The organism is Clostridium beijerinckii (genome assembly GCF_036699995.1).
Taxonomy (GTDB): Bacteria; Bacillota; Clostridia; order Clostridiales; family Clostridiaceae; genus Clostridium; species Clostridium helianthi.
Window position 1 is genome coordinate 298,372 of record NZ_CP144906.1, and the last position, 24,902, is coordinate 323,273.

17 protein-coding genes and 2 tRNA genes are annotated in these 24,902 nt (G+C 29.9%); 14 read left to right on the forward strand and 5 right to left on the reverse strand.

From position 1 onward, the window contains the following. The first annotated feature begins 4 nt into the window (after positions 1-4). A tRNA-Leu gene (locus PZA12_RS01440) sits at positions 5-89 on the forward strand. A gap of 4 nt (positions 90-93) precedes the next feature. Continuing rightward, positions 94-168: transfer RNA gene (locus tag PZA12_RS01445), tRNA-Gly, on the forward strand. Positions 169-288: 120 nt separating this feature from the next. Here PZA12_RS01445 and PZA12_RS01450 read toward each other — a convergent pair. Beyond that, the gene (locus PZA12_RS01450) at positions 289-693 is read right to left on the reverse strand and encodes an HNH endonuclease (RefSeq protein WP_011967645.1); all 405 of its coding nucleotides are present in this window, start codon (positions 691-693) and stop codon (positions 289-291) included. Between the two features lie 429 nt (positions 694-1,122). Here PZA12_RS01450 and PZA12_RS01455 point away from each other — a divergent pair, with 429 nt between their 5' ends. Beyond that, the gene (locus PZA12_RS01455) at positions 1,123-1,719 is read left to right on the forward strand and encodes a hypothetical protein (protein WP_242984820.1); all 597 of its coding nucleotides are present in this window, start codon (positions 1,123-1,125) and stop codon (positions 1,717-1,719) included. 103 nt (positions 1,720-1,822) lie between these two features. Here the strand turns inward: PZA12_RS01455 and ispF are convergent, their stop codons facing one another. After that, entirely contained in the window at positions 1,823-2,299 is a 477-nt protein-coding gene (gene ispF / locus PZA12_RS01460) for a 2-C-methyl-D-erythritol 2,4-cyclodiphosphate synthase (protein ID WP_103698139.1), read from the reverse strand. A gap of 380 nt (positions 2,300-2,679) precedes the next feature. On the opposite strand from ispF, the gene PZA12_RS01465 reads away from it, so the two are divergent. Beyond that, a complete protein-coding gene (locus PZA12_RS01465; protein WP_103698138.1) occupies positions 2,680-3,711 on the forward strand; it encodes an anti-sigma factor domain-containing protein in 1,032 nt (343 codons plus the stop codon). Positions 3,712-3,726: 15 nt separating this feature from the next. Here the strand turns inward: PZA12_RS01465 and PZA12_RS01470 are convergent, their stop codons facing one another. Next, positions 3,727-4,686 carry a polysaccharide deacetylase family protein gene (locus tag PZA12_RS01470; RefSeq protein ID WP_078116933.1) on the reverse strand — a complete coding sequence of 320 codons (960 nt, stop codon included), beginning with the start codon at positions 4,684-4,686 and terminating at the stop codon, positions 3,727-3,729. A 406-nt stretch (positions 4,687-5,092) separates the two neighbouring features. Between PZA12_RS01470 and PZA12_RS01475 the strand changes: the two genes are divergently transcribed. Then, entirely contained in the window at positions 5,093-5,848 is a 756-nt protein-coding gene (locus PZA12_RS01475; RefSeq protein ID WP_078116934.1) for a DUF3298 and DUF4163 domain-containing protein, read from the forward strand. Positions 5,849-6,089: 241 nt separating this feature from the next. Here the strand turns inward: PZA12_RS01475 and hydE are convergent, their stop codons facing one another. Continuing rightward, entirely contained in the window at positions 6,090-7,136 is a 1,047-nt protein-coding gene (hydE, locus tag PZA12_RS01480) for a [FeFe] hydrogenase H-cluster radical SAM maturase HydE (protein WP_103698137.1), read from the reverse strand. Positions 7,137-7,668: 532 nt separating this feature from the next. On the opposite strand from hydE, the gene adhE reads away from it, so the two are divergent. Then, complete coding sequence (adhE, locus tag PZA12_RS01485; RefSeq protein ID WP_078116936.1) at positions 7,669-10,263, forward strand: bifunctional acetaldehyde-CoA/alcohol dehydrogenase; 2,595 nt, start codon at positions 7,669-7,671, stop codon at positions 10,261-10,263. A 98-nt stretch (positions 10,264-10,361) separates the two neighbouring features. On the opposite strand, the gene PZA12_RS01490 is transcribed toward adhE, so the two are convergent. Then, a complete protein-coding gene (locus PZA12_RS01490; RefSeq protein ID WP_103698136.1) occupies positions 10,362-13,025 on the reverse strand; it encodes a cation-translocating P-type ATPase in 2,664 nt (887 codons plus the stop codon). Between the two features lie 564 nt (positions 13,026-13,589). On the opposite strand from PZA12_RS01490, the gene PZA12_RS01495 reads away from it, so the two are divergent. The 8 genes from PZA12_RS01495 to PZA12_RS01530 all read left to right on the forward strand — a co-directional run bounded on the left by PZA12_RS01495 (position 13,590) and on the right by PZA12_RS01530 (position 24,882). Then, on the forward strand, positions 13,590-15,299 hold the full coding sequence (locus tag PZA12_RS01495; RefSeq protein WP_103698135.1) for a methyl-accepting chemotaxis protein: 1,710 nt from the start codon (positions 13,590-13,592) through the stop codon (positions 15,297-15,299). Between the two features lie 223 nt (positions 15,300-15,522). Beyond that, on the forward strand, positions 15,523-16,365 hold the full coding sequence (locus PZA12_RS01500; RefSeq protein WP_078116939.1) for a patatin-like phospholipase family protein: 843 nt from the start codon (positions 15,523-15,525) through the stop codon (positions 16,363-16,365). Between the two features lie 184 nt (positions 16,366-16,549). Continuing rightward, positions 16,550-17,251, forward strand: a complete 702-nt coding sequence (locus PZA12_RS01505; protein WP_103698134.1) for a FadR/GntR family transcriptional regulator — start codon at positions 16,550-16,552, stop codon at positions 17,249-17,251. 523 nt (positions 17,252-17,774) lie between these two features. Then, entirely contained in the window at positions 17,775-18,563 is a 789-nt protein-coding gene (locus PZA12_RS01510) for an electron transfer flavoprotein subunit beta/FixA family protein (protein WP_065417003.1), read from the forward strand. Positions 18,564-18,619: 56 nt separating this feature from the next. Next, positions 18,620-19,810 (forward strand): electron transfer flavoprotein subunit alpha, encoded by a 1,191-nt coding sequence (locus PZA12_RS01515; protein WP_103698133.1) that lies wholly within the window; start codon positions 18,620-18,622, stop codon positions 19,808-19,810. Between the two features lie 3 nt (positions 19,811-19,813). Further along, positions 19,814-21,217 (forward strand): FAD-binding oxidoreductase, encoded by a 1,404-nt coding sequence (locus tag PZA12_RS01520; RefSeq protein ID WP_103698132.1) that lies wholly within the window; start codon positions 19,814-19,816, stop codon positions 21,215-21,217. A gap of 371 nt (positions 21,218-21,588) precedes the next feature. Then, positions 21,589-23,943 (forward strand): glycyl radical protein, encoded by a 2,355-nt coding sequence (locus PZA12_RS01525; protein WP_103698131.1) that lies wholly within the window; start codon positions 21,589-21,591, stop codon positions 23,941-23,943. Between the two features lie 3 nt (positions 23,944-23,946). Continuing rightward, positions 23,947-24,882 (forward strand): glycyl-radical enzyme activating protein, encoded by a 936-nt coding sequence (locus tag PZA12_RS01530; RefSeq protein WP_103698130.1) that lies wholly within the window; start codon positions 23,947-23,949, stop codon positions 24,880-24,882. Positions 24,883-24,902 lie beyond the last annotated feature (20 nt).

The following is a 24,902-nucleotide window of genomic DNA, read 5'->3' on the forward strand; positions in this document are numbered from 1 at the left end:
GTAGGCAGATGTGGCGGAATTGGCAGACGCACTAGACTTAGGATCTAGCGCCTTTTGGTGTAAGGGTTCGACTCCCTTCATCTGCACCAATAAGCGGGAATGACTCAATGGTAGAGTGTCACCTTCCCAAGGTGGACGTTGCGGGTTCGAGCCCCGTTTTCCGCTCCAGTAAGAATATAAAGATTAAATTAAAATAACAAATATCTAAAACAAAAATTTGTTTTAGATATTTGTTATTTTAATTTACACATGGTTACTAAGATAAATTTAATTATATAACACAATAAGTTAATAATTGTCTTCAATTAATTTGTCTAAAGTTAAGTTAACAATCATTTCTTCAGAGTAAAATTTTTCACCCATTATTTTAAATATTACTTCTGATTTTTTATAACCTTCTTTATAAAGCTTTAAGTTTCTTGTAATTCTTTTAAGAGTGTTTCTTGGTATATTTAATTCTAATGCTAGCTCCTTAAAAGAATAATAATCTTTTTTTAGCATATCATATAATTTATTTTGAAGATCTAACTTATATCTATAATCAACTTCTTTGGATTGGTGGGGACCATATTTTCCTCTATGATGGGAAGGACATAAATATTTATAATTTAGTTCTATATCAAAGCCACCTTCACTTCTGTGAACAATATGATGTATATCAGCTTCGGCATTACATATTTCACATAAAGACAATTTTTAATCCTCCTTAGAATCTACCCTATATAAAAATATATTAATTATTAAAATTTATTTAAATTAAAAAAATAATAGAATTCTTAATATAATAATATGATAACTGTAAATAACTTGACATTTAATATTATAAAGTAATAAATAAGAAATATCAATTTGAATATCTATAATAAAAGTCTAAAATTTTGTAATAAAATAATAAAATGGGGATAATATATTAATATGTATATATTAAACAAATTTATCCAAGAATAAACAATTGTGAGATAAATGAGTTATAATATAATTAGAAAACAAAAGATAACTATTAATAATATATTTTATAAAATATTAGTTGGGAAGGTGAGTAAAGTGTGGGAAGTTTATAATTCATTTAATTATTGGGAAAACGTTATCAGCAGGAATAAGACAATAAGAGGACATATGTTTATGCAGAAACCACCAACAGAAAGAAGTATTTATTTTCATACCCTTATATTCGGAAACAATAATGGTATAAACAATATATGGGGATATTTCCCTAATAGAAAGTGTTTGATTGGGTATCTTCAGTATTCGTTCTTGCAGGAAGCTTTTTATAAGTGGATATATGGAAAAGAAAAATTAATTACTAGGATTCCACATTTAACTGTTGATAAGATCATTCGTGAGGGAGAAAAACTAAAGAAAATAGACAAAGAAGTTGCAAGTAATATGAGGATAGACTATGATTTCTTAAGTAGTTTATGGCATCTTCCATCTGAAAAGGCTCAAGCTAGGTTAGATAAATTCCCAGCAGAGTTTAATAAGAAGTGGATGGGGGATAATACAGAATTTTTATATGTAAAAATTTTCAAGACTCCAGAGGAGCTTGGAGAATTTGTAATTTCCTCTTCGTTATTAACAAATACAAAAGAAGAATTAGAAAATAGAATAGGTATGTCTATTAATGATTGGGAAGATATTTGTAAGAATGCAATAAGTGATCCTAATAAAGGGGAAGTATTCAGAGAGATTCTACTAAAGAAATTAAGTGAAGTATTTTAGCAAGTTAATATATAATTTAAGGAGATATAATTAGCAGATTCCAATCTGCTAATTATATCTCCCTTTTAATTATAAAGTACTATAAACTTTGAAAAGTATATTTCTAAATTATACTTTCAACAGAAGAAATGCTTTGAGAAGAAATTCCAAGCATTTCGCCAGTAAAACCAAGGCCTTCTTCAGTAGTAGCCTTAATATTTATTTTATTAATATCTATATTCAGCGCAATTGAAATGTTCTTTCTCATATTCTCAATATGAGGCAGCATTTTTGGCTTTTGAGCTATTATTGTAGCGTCTATGTTGTTTATGGCATAGCCGGACTTAAGAAGCAATTTACCTGTTTCTTCAAGAAGTATGATACTAGATATGCCACTAAATCTATTGTCTGTATCAGGAAAATGTTTTCCTATATCGCCAAGAGCACAAGCGCCCAATAAAGAGTCTATTATAGCGTGGATAAGAACATCTGCATCGGAATGACCTAGCAGCCCCTTCTCATATGGAATTTCTACTCCTCCTAAAATTAATTTTCTGTTTTCAACTAATCTATGAACATCATATCCTAATCCAATTCTCATATAATCACCTCATATGTGTTTTATTATTTTACTATTTTAACATATTATGAGGCTTTTTATATAAATAATTATACTAATTTAAAATACGTCTACGTTTATTTGTGGACATGTTGTTCAAAGAACTTGTCTTGGTTTTAATATAAAATTTAATGTTAAACCAAGAAATAAATCTATTTATATGAAAATGTATAAAGGTTATTCTACGTCTTTTTACAAAATCTACATATATAATTTTTCCTCTCATTAATAATCTCCAAAATATTGCTTTTAAATTAAATTTAGATAAAGAAAATTTTATAGATAAATAGCTTTATATGCTATAATATCATAGTATGAAGAACTTATACAAAGGGTTAATATTTTAAAGAGGTGTTAATTTTATGGAGAATTTGGGCTTTAGTAAAGACAAATATGTATTTTCATCCATGCCGTCAATGTTCTTAATAGGAGATACTGCGGAGGATATTAGAAAAAAACAGATATCTTTATTTATAAATGAATTAAGCTCATATAATGTTTTACTTAAAGATTTAGTAAATTTTCCAATTAAAGAAGCTGACAGAAATATAGCTTTAAATATAGCTTATTATATAGCTAGTGATGAGGATTTACTAAGAATAATCAATGAAAAGAGAGCTTTACCTATAGCTAAAATAAGTAAGTTAACTAGGATAAAATCTGAGATTATAAATAAATTTAGGGACTACATAATAGCTTATTGCATTATAATAACTAATTCAAATTATAAATTTATTCAAGATTATCTAAGAATAAAATTAAAAGAAGATAATCAAGTTGTAAGCATTTCAAGTAAAAATCAGCAACTATATAAAGGAATAGTAATAAAAGCTTTTAAAAATTCTGCATATATATTAACTTCAAAAGGAGAATTTTTAAAGATAAAGACTCTTAATAAATCAAAGGTTGGAGATGTATGTGAAGGAAAAGAAAAGAAAGGTATTAGGGGATACAAAATACATATATCAATATTACTATTTATATTAATATTGATTGGTAGTGGTATAACTATTGAATATAGGACAACACAGAGCATAATAGTTATAGAAACAACTTCTAATATAAAGATTCATATTAATAAGTTTCACAAAGTTATATATGCCTATTCGCCTACAGATAAAGGAAAAGAACTTATAGGAAATATTGATGTTTTGAATAAAGATGTTGATGGGGCTATATCGGAGATATTTGAATACGCATTGGATAATGAAATGTTAGATTTAAGTAGGAAAACATTAATAACAATTAATGGACAAGCTTTAAAATATGGAGAGCTTACTAAAACAAATAAATTTATATACGAACATAATATACCTATAGCTATAAATAATGCAGGAAATCAACAAAAACTACCTAAATATTCAACTGAAGATAGCAAGGAAGAAAAAAAATAACTCTTTATTTAAGAGTTATTTTTTAGTTTGTGCTAAAACTTCCTTAAAAGTATTCATATCATATTTTGAGCTAATATAAATTCTATCAAGTTTAAGAATATTATCATCTCTATCAGAGAGCCCTCTCTTAGTAGTAAATGCTAACGTATAACCTGAGTTTTTAGCTGCGATAACACTATCATCATTAAAATCTCCAAATGGATAGGCAACAGCTTCAACTTTTTTTCCTGTTATTGATTCCAAGGTTTCTTTTGATTCCTTCAATTCGCTTAATTGTTTATCATATGGAAGCTGGTTAAGCTTAGGGTGATTAACAGTATGGCTTTCTATATCTATTCCGTAATCAGACATTTCTTTTATAGCTTCTTTTGATAAATAATAGGAACCATCTAGATCTGATGTTATACAAAATATTGTTGCTACCATATTTAGATTTTTCAAAATTGGAAAAGCGTTGTAGTAATTATCCATATAGCCATCATCAAAAGTAATAACTATGCTCTTCTCAGGAATTTGGGAATTGTTTAATAAGTAGTTTTTTAGTTCATCTAAAGTTAATGTTGTATAACCCTGATTTTTTATGTACTCAAGCTGCATTCGAAGATTTTCTGGAGTTATTGTAACCTCATTTTCAGCTGGTTCTCTTACGGAATGGTAATATAATACGGGAACTCCTCTATTGTCAGTAATTAAGTTTGAATTATTAAAAGATCTTTCGTTTTGAATTGTGTTTTGTTCTATGTTGGGAGGATCTTTCTCTAATCCATTTTTAGATTCAACATGATTTTCATCAATACTTGTATTATCAGAACCATGATTAGAAGCTATAGAATTTTTATAAGATATATTGTGTGTTATTAGGTAAAAAGAAAACATTACAAACAATAAGCTAAATATCAAAATACTTAAGGAAGTTTTATTTTTGAAAAATCTTTTGTAAGAAATGTTCCTTGATGGTAAATTTCCTTTTAACATGTTGTTATTATTCACCTCCTTGTAATTAAAACAAATATAATTTTCTTTTATAATTATACCCTAAACTTAAAGAAAAACTACAAGACCTAATATAAGTAATTTGTGATATATATTCTAATTAAAATTCTGAATCTCAGCCTTAATTGAACCATTAGATTACCAGGGGGGTAAATGTAAATTTATTATAGCAAAATATTATATAAAAAATTTATTTTTATAGAGTTTGAGCGGAATAACTTATTGAAAAAAGTAGCATAATATAAAAATAGTACAACTTACTAACATTATCCACATTGGCTTGTGGATAAAATGTTATAAAGCTGTTAACATACATAATTTTACATGTTGGTTTTGTGGATATAAAATATATTATGTCGCAAAATGCATAAATCAGGGAGGCGCTAAAATGGGTATTATAGCTAATATAACAGGGCTATTAATAGTAAGTTCAATGTTATCCACCGCTTGTCCACAGGAAATGTTTATAAGTAATAAAATGCAAAGTGAAAGTAAATTTAAAATTGTGGATAAATCTATAACTAAAAATCTAAATTACTTAAAATTAGACATAAATATGCCTCAATTAGTAGGCGGAAATGATGAAAAAAGAATAAATTTGATAAATAATGTAATTAGTCAAGATATTTTGCCAAGAGCTGAGGAGTCTGAAAAAACAGCGAAAGAATACTTCGGAGAAAAGGGACAAGAAACCCCAAGGTTTCCATATGAAATTTATTCAAGATACACAACGTCAGAAGATAATAATCAAATTCTTAGCTTATATAATGACTATTATGAGTTTCTTGGAGGAGCTCATGGTATGACAACAAGGACTTCATATACAATAGATAAGAAGAAAGAAGCTTTACTAACTTTAAAGGAATTATTCAGTGAAGGATATAATTATTCTGACATAATAAATAAAGAAATAGAAAATCAAATAAAGAAAAATCCAGAAAATTATTTTGATTCAGGTAATGCATTTAAGGGTATTAGTGAAAATCAAAGTTTTTATATAAGAGACGGTGACCTGGTAATATATTACCAGTTGTATGATATAGCGCCATATGTATTTGGAATTCCTGAATTTAAAATTCCCTTAAAGCTATTTGATAAGGATTTTGTTTATTATAAAAATTGGGATTCGGGAAGCAAGAAGTAGGATAACAATTTTAATTAGATAGGTCATTAAATCATAAGCTAATTGACATCTCATGATCAACTTTAACTTATAGACTTAAAATAGATAGTAATAAATTATAGAACAAATTTAAATAAAAGACATATATATAGAAATTAAATCATAGCAATTCATAAAAATATACCATATAGGATTATATTGTCTATCCTGTATGGTATATTTTACTTAATACTATGATTTAACTTATTGTTACTAATATTTTTTAATTATTATAGGCACTAGTGTTTTGATTTCCTCTAAATCCATAGCCATCTGATATTATTCTGCCTATTCCAGTTACTTTACCAGTTATGCATCCTCTGCAGTGTGCAGGTGTATCGCCTGTACATATTTTGCCTGGATATAATGCATAAAGCTTTCTATATTCACCTTCAGTAACGTTAGGCATTACAACATTAGCACCGCTTTGAAGTGCAACTATTCTTCCGTTTGGAGTTAAAGATTCCATTGCAGTTGTTGCAGGAATATTTATATCAGGAAGTATTAATCTGGTTAAAGCCATAACCTTTAATGCTAGAGTAAGATTTCCGCCTTGAGCATCCTTTAAAGGTGTATCTTCATTTGGTATAAATGGACCTATACCAATCATATCTGCATTAATTTCTTTAAAGAAAAGTATATCACTAGCTATAGATTCTAATGTTTGATTTGGTAGACCAACAAGAATACCACTTCCAACTTCATATCCTAAGTCTCTTAAATTTTTTAAACAATTCAATCTTTCCTCGAAGCTCATGTTAGGATCCATATCTTCATAAAGTTTCTTATCAGTAGTTTCAATTCTTATTAAATATCTATCAGCTCCAGCTTCTTTAAATGCCTTATATTCATCATAAGTTTTTTCACCTAAGCTTAAGGTTAAAGCGACGTTTAATTTCTTTATCTCTTTTACTATGTTTGTCATTCTTTCTTTAGTAAAATAATCATCTTCTCCACCTTGAAGCACAAGTGTTTTGTAGCCATAGCTAACAGCTTTTTTAGCAAAGTCTAGAATCTCTTCTTCAGTTAATCTATATCTTTCAAGATTTTTATTGTCTCTGCGTAAACCACAATAAAGGCAATTTCTTTTGCAGATATTTGTAAATTCTATGAGCCCTCTTAAATGAACATAATCCCCTAAGTATTTTTGACGTACTTCATCAGCGGCTTTAAATAATTCTTCATTTATATCATCGTTTTGTAGTAATTCAAGTATTTCATCTTTATTTAAGTTATGTGTAATTTTAGCTTTTTCAATAATTTTATTCATAGTTCCTCCTAAGTTAAAAGAAATTAATAGCTAACTGATATTAGTATACTATACAATCTAACAACATAACAACATAGTAGTTTGTGTAAAATATGACATTCATCATAACTGGCTATTATTGGGGCAATGTTTTTTTTAGGAATCAATTAATTTGCAGAAGATAGTTTTTATAGGGCTTATAATAATAGGAGTCATAGGATTAAATTTAACGTCTACAATACATTAATATCAATATAAAAGAAGCCTTGTTATAGACATGTAGAATAGGAAAAATAATAACCTATTCTATCATGTCTATTATTTTACGATTTTTAGAAAATAATAGCATGAGATATGGATATGTACTTTGTTTTAATTGCAAATGAATATATAATTTATATTTTTATTAGATACCTTAGCAATTATTTTGATATGGGATAAATTAAATATTATTTTCAGGATAAACTATACACAGTTTGTTTATAGTAAGTAAAACTGCGATACAAAAGTAATTTGAGTATAAAAATTTAGAAAATAATTTTGGAGGTAGAAAATGAGAGTTACAAATCCAGAAGAATTGACAAAAAGAATAGAGCAAATAAGAGAAGCTCAAAGAGAATTTGCAAAGTTTTCCCAAGAGGAGGTAGATGAGATATTTAGACAGGCAGCTATGGCAGCTAATGATGCAAGAATTACCCTTGCTAAAATGGCAGTAGAAGAAAGCGGCATGGGAATAGTAGAAGATAAAGTAATAAAAAATCACTTTGCAGCTGAGTACATATATAACCAATATAAAGATACAAAGACCTGTGGAGTTATAGAGAGAGATGAAATGTTCGGAATAACTCATATCGCTGAACCTATAGGGGTAATAGCTGCAATCGTGCCAACAACAAACCCAACATCAACAGCTATATTTAAAACATTGATTGCATTAAAAACAAGGAACGGAATAATTATAAGTCCACATCCTAGAGCAAAGAATTCAACTATAGCAGCAGCAAAAATAGTTCTAGAGGCAGCAGAAAGAGCTGGTGCACCAAAAGGAATAATTGGATGGATAGATGAGCCATCAATAGAATTATCCAGAAATGTAATGGCTGAATCAGATATTATATTAGCCACTGGAGGTCCAGGAATGGTTAGAGCTGCTTATTCATCAGGAAAACCAGCTATTGGAGTTGGAGCAGGAAATACTCCAGCTATAATTGATGATACAGCACATATAAAGATGGCTGTAAACTCAATTTTACTTTCTAAAACTTTTGATAACGGAGTAGTTTGCGCATCAGAACAAAGTATTATAGCTATGGAATCAGTATATGATGAAGTTAGAAAAGAACTAGATGAAAGAGGAGCTTATATACTTAAAGGTGATGAGGTAGATAAGGTTAGAAGTATAATATTAGATTCAAAGGGATCTTTAAATTCAGAGATTGTTGGTCAATCAGCTTACAAGATTGCAAAGATGGCTGGGGTTGAAGTATCTGAAGCTGTTAAAGTATTGATAGGTGAAGTTGAATCACCTGAATTAGAAGAACCATTTTCACATGAAAAATTGTCACCAATATTAGGCATGTATAAAGCTAAAACTTTTGATGATGCCTTAAGATTGGCTTCAAGAATGATAGAGCTAGGTGGATTTGGTCATACATCAATACTTTATACAAATCAAGTAGAATCAGTAGATAGAATAGAGAAGTTCGGAGTAGCCATGAAGACTGCTAGAACTCTTATAAATATGCCTGCATCTCAGGGTGCAATCGGAGATATATATAATTTTAAATTAGCACCATCATTGACTCTTGGCTGTGGATCTTGGGGTGGAAATTCAATATCGGAAAATGTAGGCCCTAAGCATCTAATTAATGTTAAAAGAATTGCTGAGAGGAGAGAAAATATGCTTTGGTTCAGAGTTCCAGACAAAATCTACTTTAAATTCGGATGTCTTCCAATTGCTTTAGAAGAATTAAATGCAATGAAGAAGAAAAGGGCATTCATAGTAACAGATAGAGTATTATTTGATTTAGGTTATACTCATAAGATTACAGATATCTTAAGTGAAAATCATATAGAATACAAGATATTTTCAGATGTAGAACCTGATCCAACATTAAAGGCTGCAAAGTTAGGTGCAGATGCAATGAGAGACTTTAATCCAGATGTTATTATAGCTATAGGTGGAGGATCGCCTATGGATGCTGCAAAAATTATGTGGGTAATGTATGAGCATCCAGATGTTAGATTTGAAGACTTAGCAATGAGATTTATGGATATTAGAAAGAGGGTATATGAATTCCCTCCAATGGGAGAAAAGGCAATTTTAGTTGCAATTCCAACATCAGCAGGAACTGGATCAGAAGTAACTCCATTTGCAGTTATAACAGATCAACAAACAGGAGTTAAGTATCCACTTGCAGATTATGCATTAACTCCTAATATGGCTATAATAGATGCAGAACTTATGATGAGTATGCCTAAAGGATTAACAGCAGCTTCAGGGATAGATGCTTTAGTTCATGCAATTGAGGCCTATGTTTCAGTGCTAGCGTCTGAGTATACAAATGGGTTAGCTCTAGAAGCAATAAGATTAACATTTAAATACTTACCAGATGCATATAATGGAGGAACTACAAATATTAAAGCTAGAGAAAAGATGGCCCATGCATCTTCTGTAGCAGGTATGGCCTTTGCTAATGCATTTTTGGGCGTATGCCACTCAATGGCTCATAAATTAGGTGCATTCCATCATGTACCTCATGGAATAGCAAATGCATTATTAATAGATGAAGTAATTAGATTTAATGCAACAGATGCACCTAGAAAGCAAGCAGCATTCCCACAATATAAATATCCAAATGCAGGATGGAGATATGCTAGAATAGCTGATTATCTAAATCTAGGAGGAAATACAGAAGAAGAAAAGGTTGAACTATTAATTAAAGCAATAGATGATTTAAAGGCCAAAGTTGGAATACCAAAAAGCATAAAAGAATTTGGAGTTTCAGAAGAAAAGTTCTATGCATCAATGGATGAAATGGTAGAACAGGCTTTTGATGATCAATGTACAGGTGCAAATCCAAGATATCCTTTAATGAGTGAAATTAAAGAGATGTACATAAAATCGTATAATGGCAGTAGTAAGTAAAAACTATAAATAATAGAAGAAAAGGAGCTGCATCAAAATAATTAAGTAATTTTGATACAGCTCTTTCATTAATTTAATTATATAATATTAAAGGTATTTTATGCAGCCCTCATAGTTGAATCATTAACGTCTCTATCTCTATTCTTTTCATTTTTTCTTTCAATAAAATCTCTAACAACCTTAATAGTTTGTATTATTAAAGTTGGAATGAAAGCAAATAAGTGAACTAACATTAACTCATTAGTAGTAAGTGGAGTTATTTCAAATAATCCTTGAAGTGCTGGTATAAGTAAAACTGCATTTACAAGTACAACACCTGATATAAAGGCAATCCAGCTAAATTTATTATTAAAAACTCCAAGGGCAAAGATGGATTTTTTGCCTCGGCAGTTAAATCCGTGGAATAATCTAGCTAAACATAAGGTACTAAATGCCATAGTCATTGCAAGCCCATGGCTTCCTGTAGCTAAACCAATATGATAAGAAACCATAGTGAATATTCCAATCAGCAAACCTTGACTACAAATATCTATTATAAAATCTTTAGTTAAAATAGATTCTTTAGCATCTCTAGGTTTATCTTTTAAAACATCTTTTTTAGATTTTTCCATACCAATTGCTATAGCAGGTAAACTATCTGTTAATAAGTTTATGAATAATAAGTGCACAGCTGCAAATGGAACAGGGAGCGCAAATATTGATGAATATAGTACTGCAAGAATTCCAGAAGTATTACCTGAAAGTAGGAATTTTATTGAATTCTTTATATTAGCATAGATATTTCGCCCATTAGTAACTGATTTAACAATAGTAGCAAAGTTATCGTCTGTTAAAATCATTGAAGCAGCATCTTTTGAAACTTCAGTACCTGTTATACCCATTGCAATACCAATATCAGCTTGCTTTAATGCAGGTGCATCATTAACACCATCTCCAGTCATAGCTACAATTTTACCTTTGTTTTGCCATGCTTTAACTATTCTTATTTTATGTTCTGGAGATACTCTTGCGTAAACGGAAATGTGCTTTAATTTTGAGTTGAGTTCGTCATCGGACATTTTATCAAGTTCTAAGCCTTCTACAGCTAAGTCACCATCTTGCAATATTCCAATTTCTTTAGCAATAGCAGAAGCTGTAATCTTGTGGTCTCCAGTAATCATAATTGGTTTAATAGAAGCTTTAATACAGTCACTAACAGCTGCTTTAGATTCTTCTCTAGGTGGATCAATCATTGAAATTAAACCTAAGAAAGTATAATCATATTCATCATCTAAAGTGAGTTCTTTATTTTCATTAAGCTCTCTATAAGCAAATGCTAAAACTCTTAATCCTTGGGATGATAATTCTCTATTAACATTATTTATATTGATATTATCATTGTTAGTGAAGTGTGTTACTCCAGCTGAAGTTTTTATCGAAGTCACCCTATCTAGTAATACATCAAGAGCACCTTTAGTAACCATTATATATTTTCCATTAATCTTGTGAAGAGTACTCATTAGTTTTCTATCAGAATCAAAAGGAATCTCTTTAAGCCTCGGGTAATTATTTCTACATTCAATTTCATTTAAGGAGTATTTATGCCCTAAGTTTACTAAAGCAACTTCTGTTGGATCTCCTATCTCAGCACCATCTTTTGAAGTAGAATCGTTACATAGTACAGAGCTAGTTAAAAGGAAATTTGAATCAGAATTTTTAAAATCTATTTTAGTACTATCAATTAACTTATTATCAACGAAAATCTTTTTAACAGTCATCTTATTTTGAGTTAATGTACCAGTTTTATCAGAACATATAACAGATACGCATCCAAGACCTTCGACAGCCTTTAGTTTTTTAATGATAGCATTCTCTTTAGCCATTGATTGTGTACCTATGGCAAGAACAATTGTAACTATAGAACTAAGAGCTTCAGGAATAGCGGCAACAGCAAGAGCAACAGCAAACATTAATGAATCTAATAGATCAATACCTCTATACATACTTAATCCAAATACAATAACGCAGATACCAATTATCCCAAAGGCTAACTTCTTAGAAAATTCATCCAAGGAAACTTGAAGTGGGGTACTTTTTTCTTGAGTTTCTTCCATAAGAGTGGCTATTTTACCAAGCTCAGTATTCATACCAGTATTAGTTACAAGAACAGTAGCACGTCCATAAGTGACTAGTGAACTAGAGAAAACCATATTTTTTTGATCGCCTAAAGCAACTTCATCTTTGTCAATAACATCAGAGAATTTGTCCACACTTTCGGATTCACCAGTTAATGAACTTTCATTAACTTTAAGAGAGAAGTTTTCCAATATTCTACCATCAGCAACAACTAAGTCTCCAGCCTCTAGTATCAAAATATCTCCTGGAACTACAGTCTTAGAAGGTATTTCAATTTTAACCCCATTCCGAATAACTTTAGCATTAGGCGCAGATAGCGCTTTTAGACTAGCTAGAGATTGTTCAGCTTTAACATATTGAACGGTACCTAAAATAGAATTCATAGTTATAACAGCTAAAATTACAAAAGTACTTTCCATATTTCCAGTCATAGCTGAAATTATAGCAGCAGCAATTAATATGATTACTAATAAGTCCTTAAATTGTTCTAGAAATACAGATAAAATGCTTTTTTTCTTTTTTTCATTTAAGGTGTTTTCGCCTACAGAGTCTAATATTTTATTAGCTTTTTCGCCCGTCAGCCCCTTTAAAGTCACATCGAAGGTTTTAAGAGATTCTTCTACTGTTTTAGAAAAATATTTTTTCATTATGGCATCTTCCTTTCAAAGAAAAAATTTAATAAGTACATAATTAGCTAAAGTCTATAAAGTGAACATTTTCAGGTAGAGTTTAACTTATACCCTCAAGGGGTACCTCATCCAGAAATGTACAGTTGTTATACCCAATTGAAGAAGGGGTGTTACTGATGATAGATATCGGATAAATTAACAACAAAAAAGACTTTTAATATAACTTCAAAAATTTGAAGTTATATTAAAAGTCTCGTTACCTGTTAGGGTATATAACACCAGACTAACAATATAGTCGCGATTGTTGATGCTATATTTATAACTACTCCCTTTTAATGTAGTGATTTATTTTATGTAATGATTATAGCATTTTATATAGTTTACGTCAATACACTAAGCGGTATTTCATACGATATATATTATTTATATTATATAAAAATGTAAATAAGTGAATTATTGTTTTGTATGTATGTAAAATTATAACTATTGTTATAATTTTAATTAATATGTATAATTATAACTGCACACGTTAACAATGCGATGTTATGTATGTATATGTTTAAACCATAGGGGGAAGTTGAAATGAGATTAAAAAAAGTAAAAGATGTGAAAATCATAAGGAGTATAATAATAATAGTAATTTTATCTTTGATATCTACAATTACTATTGGAGTTTTGGGCTATTTAAATACATCTAAAATGTATGATGCCAACTTGACAATGTATAATAATGTTATTCCAAAACTTAGTGATTGGGGTGATGTTAATGGCAGTATGGGCGTTTTAAGAAATACTTTAACAAAAATAATAGATAGACCATTTGATGAAGCAAATGAAAAGACCATGCTAGAATTAAATGCGAATATAACGGAAATAGTAAATAGACAGGTCAAAGAATCAGAAAATAATTCAGAAGAACACCAATTAGTTATGAAATTTAAAGAAGAATATGAACAATATTATTCGTACATACCTGGTATTATTGATCAAAGAAAACAAGACTTAACTCCAGATAAAAAGATTACAAATGATGCTATGGGGGTATATGGAAATCAAATTGCTCAAGATAATAAGGCATTGGTTCAACTTCAAAAGGATAAAGCTACAAGCGAGATTAATAAATCTATGAGTGCATATAGAAAAAATATATTTATGTTTATAAGTATATTGAGTATATCAATTCTGGCTCTGGCGTTTATGTCAACATATATAATATTCATGATTAAGAATTCAATTAAAGAATTTGTACATAAAGTTTCGATTTTATCAGAAGGAAATTTCACTGTAAAGTTTGATACTGAATCCACGAACGAATTTGGAGTGATGCAGAATGCATTAAGCAAGACTATAGCATCTATTGCATCAATTATATCTACAGTAAAGGAAGATTCGAATCTTGTTACAGAACAATCAATAGAGCTTTCAAGGGTTTCAGAAAAAATGAAGCATTATATAGGAGATGTATCTAGTTCAATTCATGATATAGCAGAAGGATCTAATGAACAATCTGAAAGACTTATGTCAATAAACAATAATTTAAGTTCTTTTAGTGATAAATTAGATTCAATAACAAGATCTGTAGAGAAAGTGGACAAAAGCACTATTAATATTAGTAATGAAGCTAATATTAGCGATGAAAGATTGAGAAATATAGGTATATCGATAAATGAAATTGCAGAATCTTATAATGAAGCACAAAGGAAAGTTAATAAATTAAGTTTAAGTGTAAATAAAATAACAGAAATAACTAATATGATTAATGAAATAGCAGATGAAACTAATTTATTAGCCTTAAATGCAGCTATTGAAGCGGCAAGAGCAGGTGAAGCAGGTAAGGGATTTTCAATTGTTGCAGATGAAATTAGAAAATTAGCAGAGCAATCTAAAAGTTCATCAGAAGATATTAATAATTTGCTAGGTGACATAAGTTCCGAAACTAAATTAGTTGAAGAAACAACAGGTATTGCTAACAAGAAATTAGAGGAGCAGATTCATACAATAGCATCAACCATAGTTTCATTTAAAGAAATAGTAGAATCTATAGGTGATATAGTTCCTCAAGTTCATGAGATAAATGATTCAATAGTTGATATTAATAATAGAAAAAACAATATAGTAGAAAATGTGGAATTATCATCGGCGGTATCGGAAGAAAATTCAGCTGCATCTCAGGAGATATCGGTATCAGCTCATGAAATGGATAATTCAGCACATAAGGTTTCTAAATCTGCAGAAGAGTTGAAAGATATAATGCAGCAAATTACATCCCAAATTGAGAAGTTTGTTTTTTAATGTTAAAAATAGATAAACATAAATATTAATTTATCATGAGAATCTCTATGTTATTAGAATTATAGAGATTCTCATTTCTATTATAAATTTAATATATAGGAACTAAGAATAAACGACTTTATTAAAAAAACTAGAAACTCCATTTATGTAAGTTTTTATGTGATTAAATTTATTATTTAAGTTATAATATATAATAGTATTTATTGCGTATGGAGGTTTTTTTATGACAGGACTTGTACTTGAAGGCGGAGCATTCAGAGGATTATTTACAGCAGGTGTGTTAGACGGATTTTTGGATATAAAAGCAGAAATAAAGTATATAGTAGGGGTATCTGCAGGCGCTACTAACGCATATTCGTATGTTTCTAAGCAAAGAGGAAGAAACTTAGAGATAATGGAAAGATTTATGGATAATAAGAGGTATATCAGTTATAGAAATTTAATTAGATGTAAATCTCTTATGGATTTAGAATTTGTATTTGACGAGATACCTAATAAGCATTGTCCATTTGATTATAAGGCATTTTATGAATTTGATGGAAAGATGTTAGCAGGTGCTTTTAATATTGAGACTGGGAAGAATGAGTATTTTGATAAAGATTTATTGGATAAGAGGAATTCAATTCTTAGAGCAAGTATAGCAATACCATTAGTATTTCCATTTGAAAAGATAGATGGACAATATTATGCTGACGGAGGTCTTTCAGAGCCTATACCAATTAATAAGTCAATAGAGGATGGCAATGACAAACATATAATAGTATTAACAAGGAATGAAGGGTATAGAAAGGCAAAATCTAAAGCCAATGAAGTGACTTATAGACTTTATAAAAATAAGTATCCAAAGCTTGCAGATGTACTAAAAAATAGGCATATTAAATACAATCAGCAACTTGATTACTGCAAAGAATTAGAGGAAAGTGGAAAAGCATTTATAATAAGACCAAGTATAAGTATGGATATAAGTAGATTTGAGAGAAATAAAAGTAAACTAAAAGCAATATATCAAAATGGGTATGATTTGATTATTCAAAATAAAGAAAAAATACTTAAGTATATTGGATAATATTTAAATATAATATTTTAGAGAAGCATTTTTAAATAGATAAATTAGTATGTATTGTGAATGTGCTTAAGTAGAATAGAACTAATTTTAAAATCTGCAAATGTAGGATTCTAGCTGTTTTTGATGTATAATGTACTAATAAAATATAAAATTTTAGACAATAAAGCGAACAAGGGAGATATATATGTTTACATCCAATAGCAAAACACCTAAAGTATATCATCAAGTTATAGAACAAATTAAGAACAACATAAAAAGTGGTAAATTAAAAAAGGGAGATAGATTACCATCAGAAAGAGAAATGTCAGAATCTCTAGGAGTATCACGTGCATCAATAAGAGAGGCATTGAGAGCGTTAGAAGTGGTAGGGCTTGTGGAAAGCAGGCAAGGCGCAGGAAATTATATAAAAACTAATTTTGATAATTCATTATTTGAACCTCTTTCTGTCATGTTTATGTTACAAGAAAGTTCAATTGAAGAAATGTATGATTTAAGAGAAACATTAGAGCTTCGTTGTGCTAGGTTATCCGCTAAAAATATAGAAAATAATGAGCTGGAGCTTTTAGCAGCAATATTAGATAGAATGTATATAGCAGAAAATGAGGTCGAGAGTCTTGAACTTGATATTAAGTTTCATTATTTAATAGCGAAAACCTCAAGAAATACTTTGCTTATAAATGTTCTTGAAGTTATATCCCAGCTTATGGATGAATTCATTCGAAAATCAAGAGCGCAAATTTTACATACAGGAAAAACTAGGGGGAATTTATTAGAGATTCATGAGAATTTAGTAAGGGCTTTGAAATGCAGAGATGCTAATAAAGCTCATAATGCTATGGTAGAGCACTTTGATTTAATTCGAGAAGCCTATGGGTATAAAAAATAAAAATATACTGTTTTAAAAATAAGATGGATAAAAGATAATCGTCAGTGAGGTTATTTTTTTTATCCATTTTATTTTTGTTATATTTTAAACAAAAAATGTTAAATTATGATCAATTAAAAATATAAATTGAATTTTTATTAAATTTTATATAAGCAAAAAGATATAGAATATGAGGCACTAAGGAGTATATTGGAATAAAGACAATGTAAACATTTTCTGTTAAATAAATAACAATACTTTACAAACTATATTTTGGAAAGTATAATTAAGTTGAAATTGGTCATACCAATTTAAGATTGATATGACATGTTGAGAAAGAGGAGGAATAAATTAGTTTTATTGTGACTCTAGCAAAAACTATTATATATAGCGGAATAATTAAACTGATATTGGATTTTATCAAGAAGTATATTGGAATAAGTTTTAAAAGTTTGTTTATTCCACATTGTTTTGACAAGACTACTACTATTACTTTGCCAATCAGTGTTTGGAATTTAAAATACAGTTTTAGGAGGAAGTTATCATGAATATTTTAGTTTGCATTAAGCAGGTACCAGGAACATCTAAAGTTGAGGTTGATCCAGTTACAGGAGTTTTGAAAAGAGATGGCATAGACTCCAAAATGAATCCATATGATTTGTATGCTCTTGAAACAGCTCTTAAGATTAGAGAGAGCGAAGGAGGTACTGTTAAAGTCTTAAGTATGGGTCCTAATCAAGCTTTAAGTGTAATCAAGGAAGCTTACACAATGGGTGCTGATGAAGGTACATTATTATCAGACAGAAAATTTGGAGGAGCTGATGTTTTAGCTACATCGTATACAATAGCTCAAGGCGTGAAAAAGATGGGAGATTTCGAACTTATTATTTGCGGTAAGCAAACAACAGATGGAGATACAGCGCAGGTAGGATCTGAAATGGCTGAATGGTTAAACATACCACATGTAGCTAACGTTAAGGACATAGTTAAAGTAGAAGACTCAACAATCACAGTTGAAATGGATATGCCAGAAAGTATTGAAACAGTAAAGATAGCGTACCCATGTCTAATAACTGTAGATAAAGGAATTTTCGAACCTAGGTTACCTTCTTATAGAAAAAAACTTTCAACTAAAGACAGAGAAATAAAGATATTAAGCCTAAAAGATTTTGATGATAAAGATGAGAAAAATTATGGACTTAATGGATCACCAACTCAAGTAGAGAGAATATTTCCACCAGAAGTTAATAATGATAGAGAAATGTGGACAGGCAGTTCTAGTGAATTAAGCGGAAAAATGGGAGAGAAATTAAAAGAATTGAAATTCATTTAGGTATTAAATATTTAGTAAAGATATCTCACAAAGATAATTAAAGGGGAGAATGCGTTATGGCAAAGTTAGTAGTAAATCAAGAGAAAATATTAGATATTGATGAGTTAATTAAAATATGTCCTTTTGGTGCCCTTGAAAATAATAATGGAGTTGTTGAAATAAGTGGAGCATGTAAAATGTGTAAGCTTTGCGTTAAAAAGGGACCTAAAGGAGCTGTTGAATATATAGAGGAGCAAGTCAAAGAGATAGATAAAAGTCTTTGGAATGGAATAGGCGTTTATGTTGATCATGTAGATGGAGAAATACATCCTGTTACTTATGAGCTAATAGGAAAGGCAAGAGAATTAGCAGGAAAGATAAATCATCCAGTATATGCTGTATTTATCGGAAATAATATTTCTCATAAAGCTGAAGAATTATTACATTATGGTGTAGATAAGGTATTTGTATATGATGATGAGGAATTAAAATATTTTAGAATAGAACCATATACAGCTGCTTTCGGAGATTTTATAAATAATGTAAAACCAACAGCGATCTTAGTCGGTGCTACAACTATAGGTAGATCTTTAGCGCCAAGAATAGCTGCTAGATTTAAAACTGGACTTACAGCAGATTGTACAATATTAGATATGAAGGAAAATACAGATTTGGTTCAAATTAGACCGGCATTTGGTGGTAATATAATGGCTCAGATAGTTACTCCAAATTCTAGACCTCAATTAGCAACTGTTAGATATAAAGTTATGACAGCACCAAAAAGAAATGATGATATTTCAGGAGAAATAGTAGAATGTTCTATAGATAAAGAAAAGCTTTTATCTAAAATTACAGCGCTTAGTATAAAGAAAAAAGATGCTGAAGTAGGAATAAGTGATGCTGAAGTAATAGTTGCAGCAGGAAGAGGGATTAAATCAGAAAAGGATTTGGAATTAGTAAAAGAATTAGCGAAACTTTTAGGAGCAGAATTCGCATGTACTAGACCACTAATAGAAGCAGGGTGGGTTGATGCAAAGAGGCAAATCGGATTAAGTGGTAGAACAGTAAGACCAAGACTTATAATAACTTGCGGAATATCTGGAGCAGTTCAATTTACAGCTGGAATGAATAATTCGGATTATATATTTGCTATAAATGCGGATGATAAAGCGCCAATATTTAAGGTTGCTCACTATGGAGTTGTTGGAAACTTATATGAAATAATTCCAGAATTAATAGAAAAAATAAAAATGGCTAAGGAGGCATAGGTGATGAGTTATAAAGAAGTTGAATTAAAAGATTATGAATATATATTATCTATAGCAGAGAATGATTTGGAGAGAGTTTTCTTTAGAGAAGAAATAAATGAAGACTATAGCCATGATGAATTAGGCGGAATTAAGAAAATGCCTGATATAGTTATTCAGACTATAAGTGCTGATGAAGTTTCAAAAGTAATGAAATATGCCTATGAGAATGATATTCCTGTTACTCCAAGGGGATCAGGAACAGGACTTGTTGGAGCAGCGGTTCCACTTAAAGGTGGAATAGTTATAGACCTTAGCAGGATGAATAAAATTTTAGAATTAGATGAAGAAAATTTGACTCTTACATTAGAACCAGGTGTATTACTTATGGACATAGGTAAATATGTTCAAGAATTTGATTTATTCTATCCACCAGACCCAGGTGAAAAATCAGCAACAATCGGTGGAAATATAAGTACTAATGCAGGAGGTATGAGAGCTGTAAAATATGGAGTAACTAGAGACTATGTAAGAGGACTTGAGGTTGTATTACCAAATGGTGATATAGTAAATTTAGGAGGAAAAGTAGTTAAAAACAGCTCCGGATATGCACTAAAGGATTTAATTGTTGGTTCGGAAGGAACTTTAGGAATAGTAACAAAGGCTATTTTGAAATTGTTACCACTTCCTAAAAAGGCTTTAAGCTTGCTTATTCCTTTTGAAAGTCTCGAAAGAGCGATAGAGACTGTGCCTAAAATAATTAAATCTAAGTCAATACCAACAGCAATTGAATTTATGCAGAGAGAAGCGATACTTGCTGCAGAAGAATTTTTAGGAAAAAGTTTTCCTGATAAATCATCTGATGCATACCTATTATTAACTTTCGATGGAAATTCCACAGAAGAAATTGAAAAGGATTATGAAAATGTAGCGAATATTTGTTTAGAAGCTGGAGCTTTAGATGTATTAATCTCAGATACTGAAGAAAGACAAGAATCAATATGGTCAGCTAGAGGTTGTTTCCTTGAAGCAATTAAAGCATTAACTACTGAAATGGATGAAGTTGATGTTGTTGTTCCAAGAAATCAAATAGGAAAATTTGTAACTTTCACTCATGAACTTGAACGTACTGCTAATATAAGAATAAAAAGCTTTGGGCATGCAGGCGATGGAAATCTTCATATATATATATTAAGAGATGACCTTGACCAAGAAGCATGGGAATCTAAATTAAAAGAAGTTATGCAAATAATGTATGATAAAGCTAAAGAATTAGATGGACAGGTGTCAGGAGAACATGGAATAGGATTTGCAAAGAAAGGATATTTAAAAGAATCACTTCCAAGTGAATGTATTGGAATAATGCAAGGAATTAAATTAGCTTTTGATCCTAAGAACATATTAAATCCAGGAAAAGTATGTGAATAGAATAAAAAAGTATTTAATTAGAATAATAGCAAATTATAAATATAAGTAATTTAACTAGGCTTTATTTACAAATCAAAGCTGTTTCAAAATAGAAATTTAGATTTCTATCTTGAGACAGCTTATTTTTTATTTAGAATGAATTAATCATAAAGCTTTTAAGATTTAATAATTAATTTTTAATTATAAGATAAACTAGATAGCTAAACTTTTATCTATGCTTAAGTCAAATAGCCTTCAATAAATAAACCAATATTAGTTTAATAAAACTATATGAAATAATAAAAAATACATTGAAAAATAATTTTAAATAATATAAAATAAGAATATATTAATAGTAAATAATAATAAGTAATAGGAAAGGAGAAAGAGAAATGGATGAATTAGCAATGTCTCGAAGAATTAAAAATTTAAAGCAGAAGATGTTATCTGAAAAAAGATATGCATCTATCGAACAAGCACTTATAATAACTGAAACTTATAAAGAGAATGAAGATAAGCCAGTTATTATAAAAAGGGCATTAGCATTAAAAAATTCTCTTTCAAAATTAGAAATTGGCGTCGATGATGAAGAGTTAATAGTAGGTAACCGTACTAAAGGGGTTAGATATGGTGTTGTTTTTCCAGAGAGCGGTAGCTCATGGATTGATAAAGAATTTGAATCTCTACCAACTAGACCTCAAGACAAATTTAATGTGAATTTAAATGATATAGAAACATTTCGAAAAGTTATTAAACCATATTGGGATGGACACTCATTAGAGGATGTCATTAGACAGAGATATGGAAAAGAAATTGATGAAATTGCAAAAGTGGTAAAAATAAATCAAAAAGACCATGCTCAAGGACATATTTGTCCAAATTGCAGAGAGTGGCTTGCTTTAGGTCCAGAAGGAATCAAACAAAGAGCAATTGAAAAAATGAAGAATGCTACTAAAGAAAATAAGGATTTTTATAAAAGTGTAGTTATCGTTATGGAGGGTGCTCAAGAATTTATGATGAGATACCATAACTTAATTAAAGAAAAAGCTGAGTCAATCTGTGAGGAAGAATTAGTATCAGATATGCTTCAAGTTGCAGAGATTTGTAAGAATATCTCTAGAAGGCCAGCACAAACTTTCCATGAGGCAGTACAAGCAATTTGGTTTCTATTTGTTATACTTCATATGGAATCAAATGCATCATCATTCTCACCAGGAAGAATGGATGAATTTTTATATCCATATTATGAAAGAGACATACAACTTGGAAATATAAATGATAAAAAGGCTTTAGAAATAATTGAATGTCTTTGGCTTAAGTTTAATGAGATAGTATATCTAAGAAATTCTCATAGTGCTAAATTTTTCGCAGGATTTCCTATAGGATTTAATATTGCAATTGGTGGCCAAGATGAAAAAGGTAATGATTTTTCAAATGAATTATCTTTCTTATTCCTAAAAGCTCAAGAACATTTAGGTCTACCACAGCCTAACTTATCTGTAAGACTTCATAAGAACACATCAGAAAAACTATTGAAAGAGAGCATAAAAGTTGTGTCAAAAGGAAGTGGAATGCCACAGTTCTTTAACGATGAATCAATAGTGCCGTCTATGATAGACTTAGGAATTAAAGAAAAAGATGCAAGAGACTATGCAATTGTTGGATGCGTAGAGCTTACAACTCAAGGTAATAATCTTGGTTGGAGTGACGCGGCAATGTTTAATTTAAATAAGGTTTTAGAGCTTACTCTAAATGGTGGAAAATGCTTAATTTCAGGAGATTCATTGGCTCAAGACCTAGGGAACCTAACTACTTATGAAAAGTATGAAGATTTAGAGGAAGCATTTGCTAAGCAAATAGATTATTTCATTGATAGAATGATTTTAGCATGTGAACAAGTAGAAAAAGCTCATATAGATGTTTTGCCTTCACCATTTTTATCATCAGTTATTGACGACTGCATTGAGAAAGGAATAGATGTTACAGAAGGCGGGGCAGTATATAATCTGTCAGGAATTCAAATGATACAAGTTGCAAATTTAGCAGATAGCTTGGCTGCAATAAAACTTTTAGTATACGATGAAAAGAGAATTTCTAAAGAAGATTTGTTAAAAGCTCTTCAAAATAACTTTGAGGGATATGAAGTGATAAGGGCTATGCTATTAAATCGTGCACCTAAATACGGGAACGATATTGAATTGGTAGATGAAATTGGTGCTAAGTGGGCAAGATATTTCAATGGAAAGCTTAAATCTTATACAAACTATCGTGGAGGTAAATATCATACAGGAATGTATACAGTATCGGCCCATGTTCCAATGGGTGAAAATGTAGGAGCATCTACAGATGGAAGGTGTGCAAAGGCGCCTTTAGCTGATGGGGGTATGTCACCTGTATATGGAAGAGATATTGCAGGACCTACAGCTGTTTTAAAATCTGTATCAAAATTAGATAATGAATTAACTACTAATGGCGGCTTATTAAATATGAAGTTTTTACCTGAATTTTTTAAGAATCAAACAGGTATAGATAAATTCTCAAAATTTTTAAGAACCTTTGTGGATTTAGAAATACCACATATTCAATTTAATGTTTTACGTAAAGAAGATTTATTGGCGGCACAAAAGGATCCTGAAAGTTATCGTAGTTTAACTGTACGTGTAGCAGGATATACAGCATATTTCACTGAACTTGCAGGAGAATTGCAAAACGAAATTATAGCAAGAACAAGTTATAGGGATATATAGCATATGGAAAAATATTATACATCTTTAACAGGAAGAATTTTTGATATAAGGAGATTTTCAACACATGATGGTGATGGCATAAGAACAACAATTTTTTTAAAAGGATGTCCGCTTAAATGTGTTTGGTGTCAGAATCCGGAAGGTATTTCTCCAGAGGAGCATTTGATTCATTTTGAAAATAAATGTATTAATTGTGAGTTATGTATTAAAAAATGCTCTAATAAATCAATTATACGAGAAAATAATAAAATATGTGTTGTTCAAGATAAATGTACAGATGAACAAAATAAGATTGCTACAGATATTTGTCCGACCGGTGCGTTGACTATGGATTCTAAAAATTATACTTTAGATGAAGTTATAGAAATAGCACTGAAGGATAAAGTGTTTTTTAAATACGGTGGTGGAGTAACTTTATCTGGCGGGGAGCCATTGTACCAGAAAGAATTTGCAGTTTCATTACTTAAAATGTTAAAAGAAGCTGGGATAAACACAGCAATTGAAACTTCTTTATTCGTTCCGACTGAATATATAATAGAAGCACTACCTTATTTAGATACAATTTTTGCAGATTTAAAGGTATTTGATAATGATAAGCATAAGGTTTTTACTGGTGTAGGTAATGAACTAATCAAAAAGAACATCAAGTTTATTTTAGAAAGCAATAAGAAAGACAATGTTATTATCAGAACTCCGCTAATACCTCAATTTACAGCAACTAAAAATAATATTTATGATATAAGTGGATATATTTCAAGCATTTACTCAAAAGCAAGATATGAATTATTAAATTATAATCCACTTGCAAAATCAAAATACAACTTAATCAATAATTTAGATTATTGTTTTGAAGAGAATCCTAAAATGTATACTGAGACTCAAATGGAGGAATTTTATTATATAGCTTATTCAGCAGGGATAGAAAATTTAGTCAAGTAGCTGATTTATGCATATGCATT